The sequence below is a fragment of the Streptomyces sp. NPDC059247 genome (genome assembly GCF_042754005.1).
Lineage (GTDB): Bacteria > Actinomycetota > Actinomycetes > Streptomycetales > Streptomycetaceae > Streptomyces.
The window spans coordinates 430,459-446,298 of record NZ_JBHYZW010000002.1 but is presented as its reverse complement, the minus strand read 5'-3'; the positions used below and the strand labels follow the sequence as shown (position 1 = coordinate 446,298).

16 protein-coding genes and 1 pseudogene are annotated in these 15,840 nt (G+C 71.3%); 11 read left to right on the top strand and 6 right to left on the bottom strand.

The features are described from left to right. Positions 1-1,154 precede the first annotated feature (1,154 nt). On the top strand, positions 1,155-2,015 hold the full coding sequence (locus tag ACFXGN_RS05940; RefSeq protein WP_384853983.1) for a hypothetical protein: 861 nt from the start codon (positions 1,155-1,157) through the stop codon (positions 2,013-2,015). Between the two features lie 437 nt (positions 2,016-2,452). Here the strand turns inward: ACFXGN_RS05940 and ACFXGN_RS05935 are convergent, their stop codons facing one another. The 6 genes from ACFXGN_RS05935 to ACFXGN_RS05910 all read right to left on the bottom strand — a co-directional run bounded on the left by ACFXGN_RS05935 (position 2,453) and on the right by ACFXGN_RS05910 (position 7,003). Then, positions 2,453-2,872 carry a transposase gene (locus tag ACFXGN_RS05935; protein WP_384854537.1) on the bottom strand — a complete coding sequence of 140 codons (420 nt, stop codon included), beginning with the start codon at positions 2,870-2,872 and terminating at the stop codon, positions 2,453-2,455. A 413-nt stretch (positions 2,873-3,285) separates the two neighbouring features. Beyond that, entirely contained in the window at positions 3,286-4,479 is a 1,194-nt protein-coding gene (locus ACFXGN_RS05930) for an ABC transporter permease (RefSeq protein WP_384853980.1), read from the bottom strand. Beyond that, the gene (locus ACFXGN_RS05925) at positions 4,476-5,180 is read right to left on the bottom strand and encodes an ABC transporter ATP-binding protein (RefSeq protein ID WP_384853977.1); all 705 of its coding nucleotides are present in this window, start codon (positions 5,178-5,180) and stop codon (positions 4,476-4,478) included. The genes ACFXGN_RS05930 and ACFXGN_RS05925 overlap by 4 nt, the downstream gene beginning before the upstream one ends. After that, positions 5,177-6,337 (bottom strand): peptidoglycan-binding protein, encoded by a 1,161-nt coding sequence (locus ACFXGN_RS05920; RefSeq protein WP_384854534.1) that lies wholly within the window; start codon positions 6,335-6,337, stop codon positions 5,177-5,179. The genes ACFXGN_RS05925 and ACFXGN_RS05920 overlap by 4 nt, the downstream gene beginning before the upstream one ends. 2 nt (positions 6,338-6,339) lie before the next feature. Next, entirely contained in the window at positions 6,340-6,867 is a 528-nt protein-coding gene (locus tag ACFXGN_RS05915; protein ID WP_384853974.1) for a hypothetical protein, read from the bottom strand. 10 nt (positions 6,868-6,877) lie between these two features. Beyond that, on the bottom strand, positions 6,878-7,003 hold the full coding sequence (locus ACFXGN_RS05910; RefSeq protein ID WP_384853971.1) for a hypothetical protein: 126 nt from the start codon (positions 7,001-7,003) through the stop codon (positions 6,878-6,880). Between the two features lie 183 nt (positions 7,004-7,186). Between ACFXGN_RS05910 and ACFXGN_RS05905 the strand changes: the two genes are divergently transcribed. The 10 genes and pseudogenes from ACFXGN_RS05905 to ACFXGN_RS05860 all read left to right on the top strand — a co-directional run. Beyond that, positions 7,187-7,843, top strand: coding sequence for a response regulator transcription factor (locus ACFXGN_RS05905; RefSeq protein ID WP_384853968.1), 657 nt, complete (start codon positions 7,187-7,189; stop codon positions 7,841-7,843). Then, on the top strand, positions 7,840-9,123 hold the full coding sequence (locus tag ACFXGN_RS05900; protein WP_384853965.1) for a sensor histidine kinase: 1,284 nt from the start codon (positions 7,840-7,842) through the stop codon (positions 9,121-9,123). The genes ACFXGN_RS05905 and ACFXGN_RS05900 overlap by 4 nt, the downstream gene beginning before the upstream one ends. Before the next feature lie 73 nt (positions 9,124-9,196). Beyond that, positions 9,197-9,637 carry a hypothetical protein gene (locus ACFXGN_RS05895; protein ID WP_384853962.1) on the top strand — a complete coding sequence of 147 codons (441 nt, stop codon included), beginning with the start codon at positions 9,197-9,199 and terminating at the stop codon, positions 9,635-9,637. Further along, entirely contained in the window at positions 9,634-10,170 is a 537-nt protein-coding gene (locus tag ACFXGN_RS05890) for a hypothetical protein (protein WP_384853960.1), read from the top strand. Before ACFXGN_RS05895 ends, ACFXGN_RS05890 begins: the two co-directional genes overlap by 4 nt. 352 nt (positions 10,171-10,522) lie before the next feature. Then, positions 10,523-11,902 (top strand): erythromycin esterase family protein, encoded by a 1,380-nt coding sequence (locus ACFXGN_RS05885; protein WP_384853958.1) that lies wholly within the window; start codon positions 10,523-10,525, stop codon positions 11,900-11,902. A gap of 513 nt (positions 11,903-12,415) precedes the next feature. Further along, positions 12,416-12,619, top strand: coding sequence for a cold-shock protein (locus ACFXGN_RS05880; RefSeq protein WP_030939356.1), 204 nt, complete (start codon positions 12,416-12,418; stop codon positions 12,617-12,619). 266 nt (positions 12,620-12,885) lie between these two features. Continuing rightward, positions 12,886-14,346 carry a DEAD/DEAH box helicase gene (locus ACFXGN_RS05875; RefSeq protein ID WP_384853955.1) on the top strand — a complete coding sequence of 487 codons (1,461 nt, stop codon included), beginning with the start codon at positions 12,886-12,888 and terminating at the stop codon, positions 14,344-14,346. A gap of 151 nt (positions 14,347-14,497) precedes the next feature. After that, on the top strand, positions 14,498-14,797 hold the full coding sequence (locus ACFXGN_RS05870; RefSeq protein ID WP_384853952.1) for a hypothetical protein: 300 nt from the start codon (positions 14,498-14,500) through the stop codon (positions 14,795-14,797). Positions 14,798-14,846: 49 nt separating this feature from the next. After that, a complete protein-coding gene (locus ACFXGN_RS05865; protein WP_384853951.1) occupies positions 14,847-15,158 on the top strand; it encodes an SCO5918 family protein in 312 nt (103 codons plus the stop codon). Positions 15,159-15,448: 290 nt separating this feature from the next. Then, positions 15,449-15,772, top strand: a pseudogene (locus tag ACFXGN_RS05860) (MerR family transcriptional regulator); the annotation flags it as partial. Positions 15,773-15,840 lie beyond the last annotated feature (68 nt).

Genomic DNA, 15,840 nt, shown 5'->3' with positions numbered 1-15,840 from the left:
AGGTAGGAATATTCGGGTGCGCCCCTCCGCAGAGGGGCGCCCCGAGCCCACTACTAGCATGACTCGGGGCTAGAAACGAGGAGAGATCCGGGATGATATTCAGGTTCGGCAGGAAGATCGATTTTACCCCTCGCACGGCACTCGAGGGCAGGGAGAGCATTATTGCGATCATGATGGATTATGACGGCGACTGGGTTTGCTATTCTCCCACGGACGTCCCTTCCTAAGACGTCTCCGTGGTCCATCGAAGTAATCTGCGCAAGGTCGACGAACCCTGAAGAGCGTGCCCAAAATTCCTCTCGGACATTTCGCAAGGCGGGAGGCGAAAGGGGCTGCTTGGAGCATTGATCCGCCCGAGATGACGCGGGAAGAATGGGAAGCGAGTAAGTAGTGGCGAATCCGGCGGCGAAGTGGATCTGGGACTCTCACGTAACCTGCGGGTTGCCGCGATCGAGCTAGACCTGGCCGCCCCTCACCCCGCGAACAGCTCACATGCCGGACCCGTGCCAGATGGCTTGGAGCGGAGCGCCTGGACGCGGACGTAGATTGCCGCTGCCACCTCGCGCTCCCAGGTCCAGTCCGCAGCCGTCCGGCCGAATGGGGCGTCCTTCGCTGCCTGGTATTCGGCGTCGCCTGCTTCGTCCCAACCCCGCCTGGCTCGGCAGCGTCCCCATCCCTGCCAGGGCATATCGATGTCGTACTTGCCCCGACCGCGGATCCTCGGCACGGGCTGCCGCATAATCCTCGGGTGCCCCAGACTGCCGTGCCGATACCGTCAGGCTGCGTCTTCGAAGGCGTTCCCGCTTGGCTGTCCGCCGACGCGGCGGCTTGGGCGGGCGCCCGGCCGACCACGTGGACAAGGCCGTCGCGTTCCGTCCTGGTGCTGTTGGTGGCAGTGATCGCCGCGATCGCCACGGAACCGGTGCCGGTGTGCAGCGACGTGACACCGTGCGGTCCGGACTGGATCGGCATGGTGCAGACGGGTCTGGCCATCGGCTTGATGTGCTGGTATGCCCGGCTTCCGGAGCTCACCCTTGTCGCCGCACCGGTTCTGGCGGTCATCGTGGCGTCGGAGGAGTTTCCCTCCGGCTCCTGGGCATCCCGCGCAGCGAATCTGGCGGTCATCGTGGCCCTCGGTTTCGGCTGGGCAGCGGGTGTGGACCCGGCTGGCCGCCCGACAGCGGCAGAGGCGGCTCGTCGACCAGGCCGTCGGCGCGGAGCACCGGCAACTGCGGCTGGTCGGTCCGCTGAGACGAGGGATTGTCCCGATCGCCGCCGGGCTGGTGCTGTGCGTCGTGGCCGTTGGCGCCATCGTCCTGGGCCTGCGCGCTGTGGACGTGGACGAACAGCAGGCCGCCCGGGCTACGCGTACCGAGGCCGAAGTGACCGGCCATACAGACATGTCGCTGCGTATCCGCACCCATGACGGGCGTCGCATCACCGTTGATGCCTTCCTCCCCGAGGACTACGGACTCGGGGACACCGTGACGGTGTTGGAGGACGAGAGATGGCGGCGCCTGGCCGCCGAGCCGTACGACGCATTCGGCTGGCAGTTGCTGGCCCTGGTCGTTGGACTTCCCGGGCTCTCGCTGCTGACGACGGGGCTTCTGGCGCGTCGGCGTGGCGCAGCGCTGCGGCGTGGATCCGTGCCCGCCCTGCGCGTGCTGGCACGGCTGGACCACCATGCCTGGACCTGGGTCTACGCAGCCGATGACACCGACGGGAGTACACCTCTGTTCTCCTGTACCGGCATACCGGTGCTCCTGGACGCGGATGAGCGCGAGGAGCCCTGCACGGAGATCGATGTCGTCCATGTCGTCCATGTCATCGAGGAACTCCCGGTCGTCGAGGGGAAGCTTCGCGAAGCCGTCATGCTCGGCGCACCGTATGACGGTGGCGAGCTGGCCTTCATCACCATGGGCGCCGACGGGATCCGTGGAGTGACCCACGCCATCGGACCCGTGCGGTTGCCCCGGGGCGGAGAGGGCTCGCGGGGGAGACTTCTACGGACTTGACCGGGGACAAGTTCTTCGGTGAGCTGCCCCGGTCCTGGACGTGGATGCCGTGGTCGAACGGTTCGCAGTCCCATCGCTCGTACCAGTCGGAGCCGGCTGTCCGCTGTGCGGGCAGGCGGGCGGCGGTATTTACGGGTTCCTCCCAGCCGTGGTCCGTCACGGATCCGGCCAGTTCGGCGTCGTACCGCGTGGCATCGAAGTGGATGTCGGGCGGTGCAGGGACATGGTTGTCGTGGGTGTTCGGCCAGTCCGCCCACTCGACGAGATCGCCGTGCCGCTGGTTGGTGGCGAACACTCCCCCGCAGCAGCCGGTGTCGCAGTCGTTGTTCGACAGTTCGACACGACGGGGCACATCGTCGGCAGCCCCGTCCGTCATCGTGGCCCCCGTCCGGCTGGCCCCCGGAGGCTGAGCCGAGGGCCGTGGATGGCCGGGCCCGTTAGGTTCTGTCGTCAAATGTCCCGCCCGCATCAGGAGTGACGCGAGGGTGACGGCGGCCTCGTAGGACTCGATGGTTCTTGCTGGTCGTACCGCCCCGGGCCACGGAGCCCTCTTTTCCGGCACCGGCCACATGCTGGTGCGCCCGGACGACCGTGGAATCGACCGACACCAGCCACTCGACGTCTCCCGCCGCGTCCGCCTTCGCCTGCGCGGCCCGCAGCATCCGGTCGAACATCCCGTCCGCCGCCCACCTGCGAAAACACGTGTGCGGCGTGGCCCACGGCCCGTAACGGTCCGGCACATCCCCCCAGGACGTCCCGGTCCGGAACTTCCCCACGATCCCGTTCAGCACCCTGCGGTCGTCCAGCCGTTCCGCCCCCTCGACGACACCGCCTGGCGCTCCTGGAAAGGCCGACACCACATGCCCGTCGACCAGAACGCCCGGGACTCCGCGGTACGCCACCTCTACCGGTCTACCGGGACGCGTTCGCCTACATCGCCACGGGCCCGCGCCGTCATGGGGACCTCCTGGCCAGGCGCGGGCCCGTCGACGTCCGCGCGGCGCGCGTGGTGCTGCGCCGCGAGCCGACGAGCCCGCATCGTTTCGTCGTCCGTACGACCGTCCCGGTTCGGTTCCCCTCGTCCGTTCGGGGACGAAGGCCCCGGTCGGGGAGCGGGGCCTTCGTCGGCTGGGGGTCGTGATCGCGTGTGGAGTCCGTGGCGGGCCTCATCGGCCGTGTCCGGGCCGTCGGTCGTGGTCGGCCGTCGGCCGGTCGGGGGCATCCCGTGTTGCGGTCCGCGCCTGTCGGCCGTCCTCTGCCCTGTCCGGTGTCAGGCCGACCGTAGGGCGTCCGTGGGGGATGCCTTCGCCGCGCGCATGGCCGGGTAGATCCCCGCCACGGCCGCGACCAGTACGGAGACCACCGGGCCGCCGCCGACCGTGTCGTACGGAATCGTGGCCGGCCAGCCCTGGGCCAGGGCGTAGCCGTAGACGGTGAGGCTGCCCAGGATCAGGCCGGCCAGGCCGCCTATGAAGCCCATGAGGACGGCCTCCAGCAGGAACTGGGCGGCGATCTGTCCTCCCCTGGCGCCCAGCGCGCGCCTCAGTCCGATCTCGCCACGGCGTTCCATCACGCCCACGACCATGGTGTTGGCGATGCCGACACCGCCGACGAGCAGGGCGACCCCGGCCAGGGAGAGCACCAGCCCGGTCAGAGCGCCCTCGGCCTCGTCGCGTGCGAGCAGCAGGTCCGAGGGGCGGCTGACGGCGACGGTGCTCGGGCTCCCCGGGTCCGCCGTGGCCGCCGCGACCCTCTGCACGTCGGGGACCCGCTCCGGATGGGTCCGCAGGTAGACCGTGGCCGCGGAGCCGTCGGCGCCCAGGTGGGCCGTGGCCTGGGGCCAGCCGACGAGTGCGGCGGTGTCCAGTTCGGGGGCCAGTTCGTTCGGCGCGAGGATGCCCGCGACGGCGTACGACTGGCCGCCCAGCCAGACCCGTTCGCCGGGCGCGGTGACCCCGAGGCGCTGGGCGGCCTGGTCCCCGAGCACCGTGACGGGGAGCCGTTCGCTCGCCCGGTCCAGCCACTTCCCGCTCCGCAGGGAGCCGTGCAGCACGTCGAGCAGGTTCGGCCGGGCCGCCAGCACGGTGATGCTGCCGGTCTGCTGCTCGGGCACCAGATCGTTGCGGTAGACCTCCGCCTCGGTGGCCCCGACCGCGGTGACCCGTTGCACGGGGGCGATGTCGCCGAGCATCTTCTCCGCCGTGGAGGGCAGTGGTACGAGCCGCTGTGCGGCGTCCTTCCCGGCGGCGACGGTGATCAGGTTCGAGCCGAGCCGGTCCAGCCGGGCCAGCAGATGCGCCTGGTTCGACGCCGAGATCCCGGTTACGGCGACGACGGCCGCGATGCCGAGCGAGATGCCCAGGGCGGAAAGGGCGGAACGTGTCTTCCGCGTGCGCGGACCGACCATGCCCAGGCGCAGCAGGTCCATCGGGCGCAGCCGGGTGCGGCGGGTGCGGGCGGTCACCGGTCGGCTCCCGCCGGGTGGGGGATGCGTTCGTCGAAGTCGATCCGGCCGTCCCGGATGCCGATGCGGCGGGGGAAGGAGGCGGCCAGATCGCGGTCGTGGGTGATGACGACGACGGTGGTGCCGTCGTCGTTGAGGGCGCTCAGCAGGTCGACGACGGCCATGCCGGAGACGCTGTCCAGCGCGCCGGTGGGTTCGTCGGCGAGGAGCAGCGCGGGGCGGCCGACGAGGGCGCGGGCGATGGCGACGCGCTGCTTCTCGCCGCCGGAGAGCTGGTCGGGGCGATGCTCCAGCCGGTGTCCGAGGCCGACCTGGTGGAGCGCCTCGACGGCCGCGGCGTGCCGCCTCGCCGCCGGGGCACCGCTGTAGAGGAGGCCGGTCGCGACGTTCTCCACCGTCGTGAGTCCCGGCAGCAGGAAGAACTGCTGGAAGACGAAGCCGATCCGGTGGGCGCGGACCGAGGCGAGTTCGGCGTCCGGCAGCCCCGACAGATCGCGCCCTTCGAAGCGCAGCCGCCCGGTGCTCGGCCGGTCCAGTGAGCCGAGGAGGGCGAGCAGCGTCGACTTGCCGGAGCCGGACGGGCCGACCACGGCGAGGAGTTCACCGGCCTCGACGGTCAGGTCGATGCCGTGCAGGACGCGCAGGGGCGGGGAACCCGGGTACTCCTTGGTGACGGCGGTCAGTTCCAGTACGGACGTCACTTGGGGATCACCACCCGGGTGCCGGGCTTGACGTCCCCGGAGATCTGGGCCTGGGCGTCGGCGGTCAGCCCCAGCCGTACCCTGACCAGACGGGTGCCCGCGCCGTCGACGACCCTGACGCCGTAGCCGCCCCCGTCCAGCGCGAGCAGTGCGGTGACGGGCACGATCAGGGCGTCGCTGACGCTGTCGCCCACGACGGTGACCGTCGCGGAGGACGGCCCGGTCCCGCGTGCCCGCCGCTGGTCGTCCAGCCTGACCGTGACGGTGGTCTTCTGCTGGTCACCGCCGCCCCCTCCGCCGTTGTCGCCCTCCCCTCCGCCGGGGCCACCGGAGCCGCCCCGGACGAGGGAACGGACGCGTCCGGTGACCGTACTGCCGTCGGACAGCCTGACCTCGACCCTGCCGTCGGGCCTGAACCGGGACAGCTGGTTGTCGGCGGGGCGCACGGTGACGACGAGGCCGGTGCCGCTCACGGTCATGACGGCGGTCGCCCCCAGCGGCGCGCCGAGCTGCACACCGAGCTGCTGCACCCGCACGCCCGTCTGCGGCAGCATGACCACGCTGCCGAGCGTCACCGTTCCGGTCTGCTTCGCCCCGAGGGACTTCTGCCACCGCTTGACGGCGGTCCCGGTGCCCCTGGTGAACTTCCCGTCGACGGCGAGACCGAGCCCGCGTGCGTACCCGAGGTCGACGAGATTCCGCTTGAGCTGCTCTACGTCGGGGCCGTCGTCGACGCCCGGTCCGAGGTCGCGCCACAGGGGGCGGCTGCCCCGCATCAGGACGACGGCGCGGCCGTCGGCCTCGTACAGCTTCCCGCCGGGCCTGATGACGGCGCCCACGGCGGGGAGCGCGGTGACGGTGCCGCGGCCGGCCGCGACGACGGACGTGGGTTCGTCGTATCCGAGCGTCCCGGCGATCTGGATGCCGCTGGACAGCGACCCCTTCTGTACGGCGACGGTGCCGTGCTCGACCGGCGGCCTCCCGTCGGCGGGTCCCGGGCGCTCCCACGGGCGGGTCACGCCCAGGACCGCCGCACCGGTGATCGCCGCGGTCAGCACGATCGGCAGGACCGTCCTCCGTCGCTTGCGAGGCCTGCCCTGCGGGGCGGGTGACGGATCGGCGGGCGCCTCGGCGGGCGTCTTCTCGGTACGGGACATGGTCACGGGCCGATCCGGTAGCCGGGCATGGGCAGCTTGCCGCAGGCGGGCTGGACGGCGTCCCACTTGGCCCCGTCGAACGACTGCCCCGTGAAGACGAGGATGCCGTCCTTCGGATCGGGGTCGGGCATGTCCGGGTAGCCGTTCTTCCTGCCACATGCGACGAAGGCGCGGGCCATGTCGACGAACTTCTTGTTGTTCTTCTCCTGCACCTGGTGGATGCCGGGATTCTTCTCGTCGCAGGTCCTGGCCGCCGCGTCATAGCCTCCGACGGGGGCGGAGCCGGTGCCGGACGCGGGGACGGCGATGTTCCCCTCCTTGTCGATCAGGACCTGGGTCTGTCCCTGGGCGTGCATACAGCTCACCCAGGACTGTTTGACCGCGGTGTCGTCCTGCGGCTTGCCACCGCCCGGCCCGGAGGCCCCCGCGACCTCGGGGGCCTCGTCCTGGGAGGCGGAACAACCGCTCACCGCCAGGGCCACGGCCACGGCGCCCGCCGCTATGAGCGTCCGCCCGATGTGCTCGCGCATGTCTTGCTCCTCACTGGTCCTCACTGGTCCCGACGATGACGTCGCTCTCGTTCGCGTCCGTCACGTCGCTCTCGTCCGTCATGTCGTTCTCGTCCGTGACGTCGCTCTCGTCCGTCACGTCGTTCGCGTCCGTCACGTCGTTCGCGTCCGTGACGCCGCTCTCGTCCTTGACGTCGGAACCGTTCTACGGAGCCCCCGGTGAGACACGCGTGATCGTCTGCCTAACGCCCGGATAACGCGCCCGGCGGCATCCTGGACGGAGCGGACCGGGGCCCGGGCCCGGCCGTCCAGGTCACCGGAGAGGCGGAGGAGGGGCGACATGCGCGTGCTCATCGTCGAGGACGAGGAAGAGCTGGCCGCGATGCTCGCGGAGGGCCTGCGCGGCGAGGGCATGTCCTGCGACATCGCCCATGACGGCTTCCGGGCGCTGGAGATGACGGCCGCCGCCGCATACGACGTGCTGGTCCTCGACCGGGACCTGCCCCAGCTGAGCGGGGACGCCGTGTGCCGGGCGCTGAGCACAGCCGGATACCCGGCACGCATCCTGATGCTCACCGCCGCCGGCGCCCTGACCGATCTGGTCGACGGCCTCGGCCAGGGCGCCGACGACTACATGTCCAAGCCCTTCTCGTACCTGGAACTGGTCGCCCGGCTCCGCGCGCTGGGCCGCCGGAGCGGCGCGGGGGCCTCCGTCACGGTGCTCAGCCACGACGGTGTGCGCCTGGACACCGTCCGCCGTGTCGCGGAGCGCGACGGACGCCCGCTGAAACTGACGCCCAGGGAACTCGGCGTCCTGGAGATCCTCCTGGCCGCGGACGGCGCCCCCGTCAGTACCGAGGAACTCAGGGACCGGCTGTGGGACGCGGCACTGGACCCGGCCACCACCGCGATCCGGGTCACGGTCCACGCCCTGCGCCGCAAACTCGGCGAGCCCCGGCTGATCAGCCACACCCCGGGTTACGGGTACCGGCTGTGACGGGACCGGAGCACCGGGACACCACCGGCCGTCTCCTTCCGCACCGGCTGCCCCTGCGCGGGCGCCTGACCCTGATGACCACCCTGGTGTTCCTGGTCCTCGGCGGCGGGCTGATCCTCCTCGACTGGCTCAGCACCCGGCAGCTCATCGAGGACAACCGCTACCTCGTCGTCCCCGCCGTGTCGACCGTGCCCGCGGAGCCCTCCGGCCCTTCCGGTCCCTCCGCACCGCCGGTCACCGAGCCCCCCGGCTCCGCCGCCCCGGTCGTTCCCGTCCTGCCGGACGGGGGCGTGGAAACGGTGCCGCTCACCCCGGCCGAGGGCTTCGAGGACTTCCAGGACCGGGTCCTGACGGAGCTCCTGACCCGGTCACTGCTTCTGCTGCTCGTCTTCACCGCGCTCGCCGCGCTGCTCGCCTGGCGGGCGAGCCGCCGCTCGCTGCACCGCCTCACCCAGGTGACCGCGGCGGCCCGCCGCATCAGCACGGGCAGCAGTCTGGACGAGAGGCTCGGCCTCACCGGCCCTCACGACGAGGTCCGCGAACTCGGCGACACGTTCGACGCCATGCTCGACCGGCTGGACCGCAGCTTCGACGCCCAGAGGCAGTTCACCGCCCACGCCTCGCACGAACTGCGCACCCCGCTCACCCTCCAGCGAACCGCGCTGGAGATCCCCCTCGCCCAGGGGCGCGTTCCCGAGGACCTGAAGCCCGCGCTGCGCCGCGCCCTGGACGCCAACACCCGTACCGAACGTCTGATCGATTCCCTGTTGACCCTGGCCCGTGGCGAGAGCCGCACCCGGGCGCCCCGACCCGTCGACCTGGCGGAAACCGTCCGGAACGCCGTAGCGGACCTGGCCGGAGAAGCACGGGCCGCGGGTGTCCACATCGCCACCGCACTCGCCCCGGCCCCGGTGTCGGGCGACCCCGCGCTGCTCGCCCAAGTGGCCCTGAACCTGCTCGCCAACGCGGTCCGGCACAACCACCCGGACGGTACGGTGACCCTCACCACCGGCACCCTGAGCGGGCGCGCCTTCATCGAAGTCACCAACAGCGGCCCTCTTCTCGAACAGCGGGAGATCCCCGCTCTGTTCGAACCCTTCCGGCGTGGCCGAGACCGCCCCGGCAACGGCCTCGGGCTCGGGCTCGCCGTGGTCCGCGCCATCACGCTCTCCCACGACGGCACGATCGAAGCCACCCCACGCCCCGGCGGCGGCATCACCGTCCGCATCGACCTGCCGCGTCGGCCCGAGCCCACCGGATCCGCCCCCGTGCGGCCCTGATCCCTGAGCAACGCCATGACGGGCGGCACGGGGCGGCGATGCGCGGTGCAGACATGCCTGGCCGTGCCTGGCCGTGCCGTACCGTCCCGCTCGCTCGCTCGCTCGCGACCACCTCGGACAGGTCAGGGGCGCGGGTCCGTACGGCGGGGAGTCGCCGAACACCAGGGACTTCTGGATCCAGTTGCGGGCCAACAACATGTCGAACACCACCGGTGTCGTGACGGCCGTGCCCGGACCCGACGGCGAGCCGCGGCTCGGCATCGACTATCAGGTGAACGTCTGGGACCGCTACAACTGGGACCCCGGCAAGGCCACACCCATCGGCCCGACGACGGTGACGGACGCCGACATGGCCCGACCGCACACCACGGGGCTGGCGAGGGAGTTCGACATGAGGAGCAGCGGTTCCGTGCGGCATCACGACCTCGGATCGGCCGGTGCCTGGCCCTCCCCTGAGGAACCCGGCCGGGACGGTACGCGTACGGACATCGGGCGCGAGGGAGACGCCCGGTGAGCGGCGCGTGGCGCTGGGCGCGGCGGGCCGTGGGGCGCGGCGGCGTGGCGGTGCTGGCCGGGCTCCTCGTCGGGTGCTCCGCCGGGGCAGCGGGCGACGGCAGCCGTGACGTGTCCCGCTCGCCGGGGCGCCAGGTGCCCTACTGGCTGGACGACGTGACGCCAGAGGCTGTTGCGCGGCAGTTGAACGTCCGGCTCCCGGCCTCGGCGACCGATGCCAGGGCAGCACACCAGAAGGGTTTTCAGGACGACGGGCTCCTGCTCTCGTTCGTACTGCCCGCCATCGAAGTGGACGGCTTCGTCGCCCGACTGGCCCCGGAACGACCACTGCGCGCCCGGAGCCGACCCGTGGCCGGGGCCGTCAAGCCGATGACGCCATTCACTCGTCTGGGGCTCCCGGAGCCCGAATCGATCGCGGACGTTCGCGAGGGACAGGCGTGCGCGCCGTGCCAGGGCGATGTGGACTCGTTGAACATCGCCGTGGTGGGCGTGGACGGACGGACCAGCCGGATCTACCTGCGGGCCACCGACTGACGAGAGGGGGCCCTGTCACCCGCAGCCAGTGACCCGACGCGCGGGGTGGAGGAGGACAGAGCGCCATCCGGGCTGCACCTGCCGTCGCCCAGGGGCTCCGCTCTACGGGCCGGCTGACCCTCGCCCGTCATCCGCTCTCGCGAGAAGTACGGCTCCGGTCGTCGGACTCCGTCGTGTGGAGGGGCGGCAGCGGTGTCCGCTTGGGCCGGGGGTTCCGTCGACGGGCTGCCGGGGGCTGTTCGTCGGGGGATATCCCCCCTGAAACACGGAGGTCAGGCCCCGCGCGTCGCCGGGGTGGCGCGGGACAGGATCTGTCGTGTCACCGGAAGCGCACTCGAAGGAGTCAAGGGGCATGACCAGGCATCGTCGACAGCAGCTCAGCCGCAGGACCGCCCTGCTCGCCACCGTGGTGATCGCTGCGGGGGCCGCCCTCACGCCCGTGGTGGCGCAGGCGAGCCCGGCGGGCCGGCAGGCGCCGACCGCCGCCCCGGCCGAGGATCCCGTCGTCCGCGCGCTGGACCGGATCGCCCACCCGCTGCGCTCCACCGAACCCGGCGGGAGGACCACCGATCTGCGGGCCCTGGGCGCGATGGTCGGCGGCGCCGGGGTCGTCGGACTGGGCGAGGCCAATCACGGCTCCCACGAGTTCTTCGCCATGAAGGAGCGGGTCTTCCGCCATCTCGTCGAGAAGAAGGGGTTCCGCGCCTTCTCCCTGGAGTCCAGCTGGGCCGCCGGGCTGCGGATCGACGAGTACCTCCAGACCGGCAAGGGCGACGCCCGGCAGATCGTCGCCGAGAACCTGGCCAACTCCCCCTGGGACCGCGAGGAGTTCGTCCACCTCATCCAGTGGATGCGCGACCACAACCGGCGCAATCCCACCCGTACCGTCCACTTCGTCGGCAACGACCTCTCCGCCCCCGCCATCACCGACGAATTCTTCGGCCGGATCACCGGCTACGTCCAGCGGCACCACCCCGCGCTGGCGTCCCGGGTGGACGGGCTCTACACCGGGCTGCGCCCCCTCGACGACGTCTTCGCCTACCTGGGCAAGCCGCTCGCCGAGCGGCAGCGCCTCGCCGGACAGGCCCGGCAGGTCCTCGACCTGATCAGCGCGGCGGGCGGCCGGGACCGGGAAGCCCACGAGTGGGCCGTGCAGAACGCCCGCTCCGTCGCGGACACCACCGAGTTCCTGACCGCCGATCCCACCGACTCCGCCACCCTGCCCGAGTTCATGCGCCTGCGCGACCGGGTCATGGCCCAGAACATCCTGTGGTGGCAGAAGCGCACCGGCCACAAGATGCTGGTCTCCGCGCACAACGACCACCTCGGCCTCATCGCCGCGGAAGCCGCGCTCTACCCCAAGACCCAGGGATCCTTCCTCCGCGACGCGCTGGGCCACGGCTACCTCCCGATCGGCATGACCTTCGACCGGGGCTCCTTCCTCTCCAAGGACACCGCCCTCGGCGGCGAGTGGAAGAAGTTCGCCGTCGGCGCCGCCGTCCCGGGCAGCAACGAGAACACCCTCGACAAGATCCGCCACCGCGACTTCTACGCCGATCTGCGCGCCGCCGCGCCCGTCGCCCGCGCTTGGCTGGAGACCGCCCGCCCCACCCGCAGCATCGGTACGGAGTTCCACGACGGCTACCCCCTCTTCGATCAGGCGCTCGGCCGCTCCTTCGACGTCCTGATCCACCTCCACGAGGTACGGGTGGCCGTGCCCCGCAAGCCGTGAGCCGTGAGCCCCGGGCCGGTGCCGCCCCGCCGGGCCGTACGGACACCGAAGACGTCGTACGGACACCGAAGACGTCGTACGGACACCGAAGGCGTCGTACGGATCTCTCCGCGCCGTACGGAGACCGAAGACGTCGTACGGCTTCCTCGGCGCCGTACGGATCCTCCGCGCCGCCTCCGTCGGGCGGGGGCGGGCCCGTCTCCCCGGTGGTCGTACTCGCGTCGTACGAATACCTGTACCCGCGGACAGAGAATTTCGTGGTCCCCGCCTGGAAAGTTCATACCGGCACCGGGTAGGGGCAGGTATTCGACGCACAAATATCGCAGGGGCATGGTACTGTCGAAGCAGGTTGCAGTTTTGGTACCCAAAGACTTCAAGCTCCTCCGGGCGGCCTCGTGCCGCACGGGAGTGCTTCGTATTTCCGGTCATTATTTTCCGGTCAGGGCATCATCGCGGCGACGCGGGGTCCGTGAAGTGCGGATTCCGATGTACTGCCCACAAGGGAGATATGACATGGCTACTGGCACCGTGAAGTGGTTCAACGCGGAAAAGGGCTTCGGCTTCATCGAGCAGGACGGTGGCGGCCCGGACGTGTTCGCCCACTACTCGAACATCGCCGCCCAGGGCTTCCGCGAGCTGCAGGAAGGCCAGAAGGTCTCCTTCGACATCGCGCAGGGCCAGAAGGGCCCGACGGCGGAGAACATCGTTCCCGCCTGACGCTGACGCACATTTCGCAGCTGGGACCCGCATCCCTCGGGGTGCGGGTCCCAGCTGTATGTTTTTCCACACCCCCCGCGAAAAATCGATCATGCGGAGCGGTGGCGTGCCGGGTCTCCTGCCGAGAACCCCCGATTCCACTCTTTCCCAGAGTTTCCCGCGATTCATCTTTTCGCATCCTTATTCGGTGCGTGCCTGCGATTCCCCGCACCGCTCTTCCACCGGGGGAATTCCTTGACGCGTGCCCCGTCGAGGAAGGTTCTGAAATGAACCCCACACGCACGAACGGCCGCTCGTCCGGCACCCGCCGCAGCGGCGGCCCCGCCCCGAAGCGCTCGGGAGGCCCGAAGCGGTCAGGCGGCCACGGCCGACGGCCGAACGCGCCGCAGGGCGAGTTCGCCCCGCCGGAGACGGTCACCGCGGCCCTGCCCGCCGTCGAGAGGTTCGACGAACTCGACATGCCCGCCGAACTCCTGGCCGCGCTCGGCACGCAGGGCCTCACCGTGCCGTTCCCCATCCAGGGCGCGACCCTGCCGAACTCCCTCGTGGGCCGGGACGTCCTGGGCCGGGGCCGGACCGGCTCCGGCAAGACCCTCGCCTTCGGCCTGGCCCTGCTGGCCCGTACCGCCGGACAGCGGGCCGAGCCCCGTCAGCCGCTGGCCCTGGTCCTGGTCCCCACCCGGGAACTCGCCCAGCAGGTCACCGACGCCCTCACCCCCTACGCCCGAGCCGTGCGCCTGCGCCTGGCCACCGTCGTCGGCGGGATGCCGATCGGCCGGCAGGCCTCGGCACTGCGCGGCGGCGCCGAAGTCGTCGTGGCCACCCCCGGACGCCTCAAGGACCTGATCGACCGTGGTGACTGCCGACTGGACCGGGTCGCCGTCACCGTCCTCGACGAAGCCGACCAGATGGCCGACATGGGCTTCATGCCCCAGGTCACCGCGCTCCTGGACCAGGTCCGCCCCGAAGGGCAGCACATGCTGTTCTCCGCGACCCTCGACCGCAACGTCGACCTCCTGGTCCGCCGCTACCTCGCCGACCCGGTGGTGCACTCCGTGGACCCCTCCCAGGGCGCGGTCACCACGATGGAACACCACGTCCTGCACGTACAGGGCGCCGACAAGCACCGGCTGACGACGGAGATCGCGGCGCGCGAGGGCCGGTTGATCCTGTTCCTGGACACCAAGCACGCCGTGGACCGCCTCACCCAGGACCTCCTCGACTGCGGGGTCCGGGCCGCCGCCCTGCACGGCGGGAAGTCGCAGCCCCAACGCACCAGCACCCTCGCCCAGTTCAAGTCCGGGCACGTCACCGCCCTCGTCGCGACGAACGTCGCGGCGCGCGGCATCCACGTCGACCACCTCGACCTCGTCGTCAACGTGGACCCGCCGACCGACCACAAGGACTACCTCCACCGCGGCGGCCGGACCGCGCGGGCCGGGGAGTCCGGCAGCGTCGTCACCCTCGTCACCCCCAACCAGCGCCGTGCCGTGACCCGCCTCCTGGCCGCCGCCGGAATCGTGCCCCGGACCACCCGGGTCCACCCCGGCGAGGAGGCGCTCAGCCGGATCACCGGCGCCCAGGCCCCCTCGGGCGTCCCCGTGAAGATCACCGCACCGGTGACCGAGCGGCGCAGGCGCGGGGCGCCCGTCCGGGGCCGACGCGGAGCCTCTCCGGCCGCCCGGCGCGCGAGCGGGCGCCGGTCCGCCTCCGCCGCGGCGGCCTGAGCCCGTACGTGACCCGAAGCCGATCCCTCTCCGCAGGAGGCACGTCGTGACACCGTCCCGGACCCGACCCCGCCCGGCGCCCGCCGCTCCCGTGCACGGAGGAACGGCGGCCGACGCCATGGACGCCACAGGACCTCAGGCCGGGGACGACATGACTGTCGAAGTGGCCCTGGCCGTCATGGCCGGGGCCCGTACCGAAGTCCTGCGGCTCTGCGACGACGACGGCCTGAGCACCGGTTCCGTCACCCTGGCCCGGCTCACCGCCGTCCGCGACAGCCCCTCGTACACCGACCGGGTCCGGCTGCGTGACATCCTTGGTGACCACCAACCGTTCGCCCCACCCGCCGACAGGACGGCCGCGCACGCCACGCTCCACCACCGGCCCACCGCACCCCCGTCCGCCGTGGACGGACAGAGCGGCGCCCAAGGCACCCTTGTCCTCGCCCGCTGAACCGGCTCAGCACCGCGGAACCGTCACCCTCCAGACCTTGTGAGGCATCATGCGTTGTGTCATCGCCCGCTTCCCCTTCGATCTCACCAAGAACAGCGTCCTGGACGCCATGAAGGACGTGAAGCCCGAAGAAGTGACCGGGGAGTCCGTGATCATCGGGCGCCGCACCTACCCCGCCAAGCAGGTCGGTGAGGTCATCACCCGTCAGGACCGCCGCGACTTCAGCGCCGCCGAGGTCATCAGGGCGATGACCAAGCTCGGGTTCACCTGCCGCGGCCTTCCCGGTGCCGCCGAGCCCACCCAGCCGGTGGCCCCGCTCCAGCACGCCTCGAACCTGCTCGGCGGCCCGGCCGAGGTCTGATCCGTCCGGCCGTGCGCCACGGAAGAGCGAGCTGACGCCCGAACAGCCAGAAGGGCCCGACCCGGTTCACCCCGGTCGGGCCCTTCTGCGTGTCCACGGCCCGACGACCGCGATCCCCGTACTCGTACCCGTACGTGTACCCGTACCCGTGCTCGTGGCAGCGGGTCGCCGGGGCCCCGCACCGAACGCCGACGCACCGCCGGAACCGGCAAGTGATGTAGTAGTGCCTTCGGGACCCTGGCGCCAGACGGCACCAGGGCGCCTCGACGCCGCGTCACAGAGAGGTGCAAATGACAGCAGAGGACTCGTACGGGCGTCTCGACGACGACGACTACCCCGCCTACACGATGGGCCGGGCCGCCGAAATGGTCGGCACCACCCAGAGCTTCCTCCGCGCCATCGGTGAGGCCCGCCTCATCACTCCGCTGCGCTCGGAGGGCGGCCACCGCCGCTACTCCCGCTACCAGCTGCGCATCGCCGCCCGCGCCCGCGAACTCGTCGACCAGGGCACTCCCATCGAGGCCGCCTGCCGCATCATCATCCTCGAGGACCAGCTCGAAGAGGCCCAGCGCATCAACGCCGAGTACCGCCGCGCCACCGGATCGTCCGAGCCGTCCGGATCGTCCGGGCCGTCCGGATCGTCTGGACCGTCCGGATCGTCCGGGTCGTCTGGACCGTCCGG

What these genes read in the sequence shown, in the direction of transcription:
- ACFXGN_RS05920 (WP_384854534.1), bottom strand. Translation starts at nt 6,337, where the DNA reads ATGTCCCGTACCGAGAAGACGCCCGCCGAGGCGCCCGCCGATCCGTCA.
- ACFXGN_RS05915 (WP_384853974.1), bottom strand. Translation starts at nt 6,867, where the DNA reads ATGCGCGAGCACATCGGGCGGACGCTCATAGCGGCGGGCGCCGTGGCC.
- ACFXGN_RS05905 (WP_384853968.1), top strand. Translation starts at nt 7,187, where the DNA reads ATGCGCGTGCTCATCGTCGAGGACGAGGAAGAGCTGGCCGCGATGCTC.
- ACFXGN_RS05885 (WP_384853958.1), top strand. Translation starts at nt 10,523, where the DNA reads ATGACCAGGCATCGTCGACAGCAGCTCAGCCGCAGGACCGCCCTGCTC.
- ACFXGN_RS05880 (WP_030939356.1), top strand. Translation starts at nt 12,416, where the DNA reads ATGGCTACTGGCACCGTGAAGTGGTTCAACGCGGAAAAGGGCTTCGGC.
- ACFXGN_RS05875 (WP_384853955.1), top strand. Translation starts at nt 12,886, where the DNA reads ATGAACCCCACACGCACGAACGGCCGCTCGTCCGGCACCCGCCGCAGC.
- ACFXGN_RS05870 (WP_384853952.1), top strand. Translation starts at nt 14,498, where the DNA reads ATGACTGTCGAAGTGGCCCTGGCCGTCATGGCCGGGGCCCGTACCGAA.
- ACFXGN_RS05865 (WP_384853951.1), top strand. Translation starts at nt 14,847, where the DNA reads ATGCGTTGTGTCATCGCCCGCTTCCCCTTCGATCTCACCAAGAACAGC.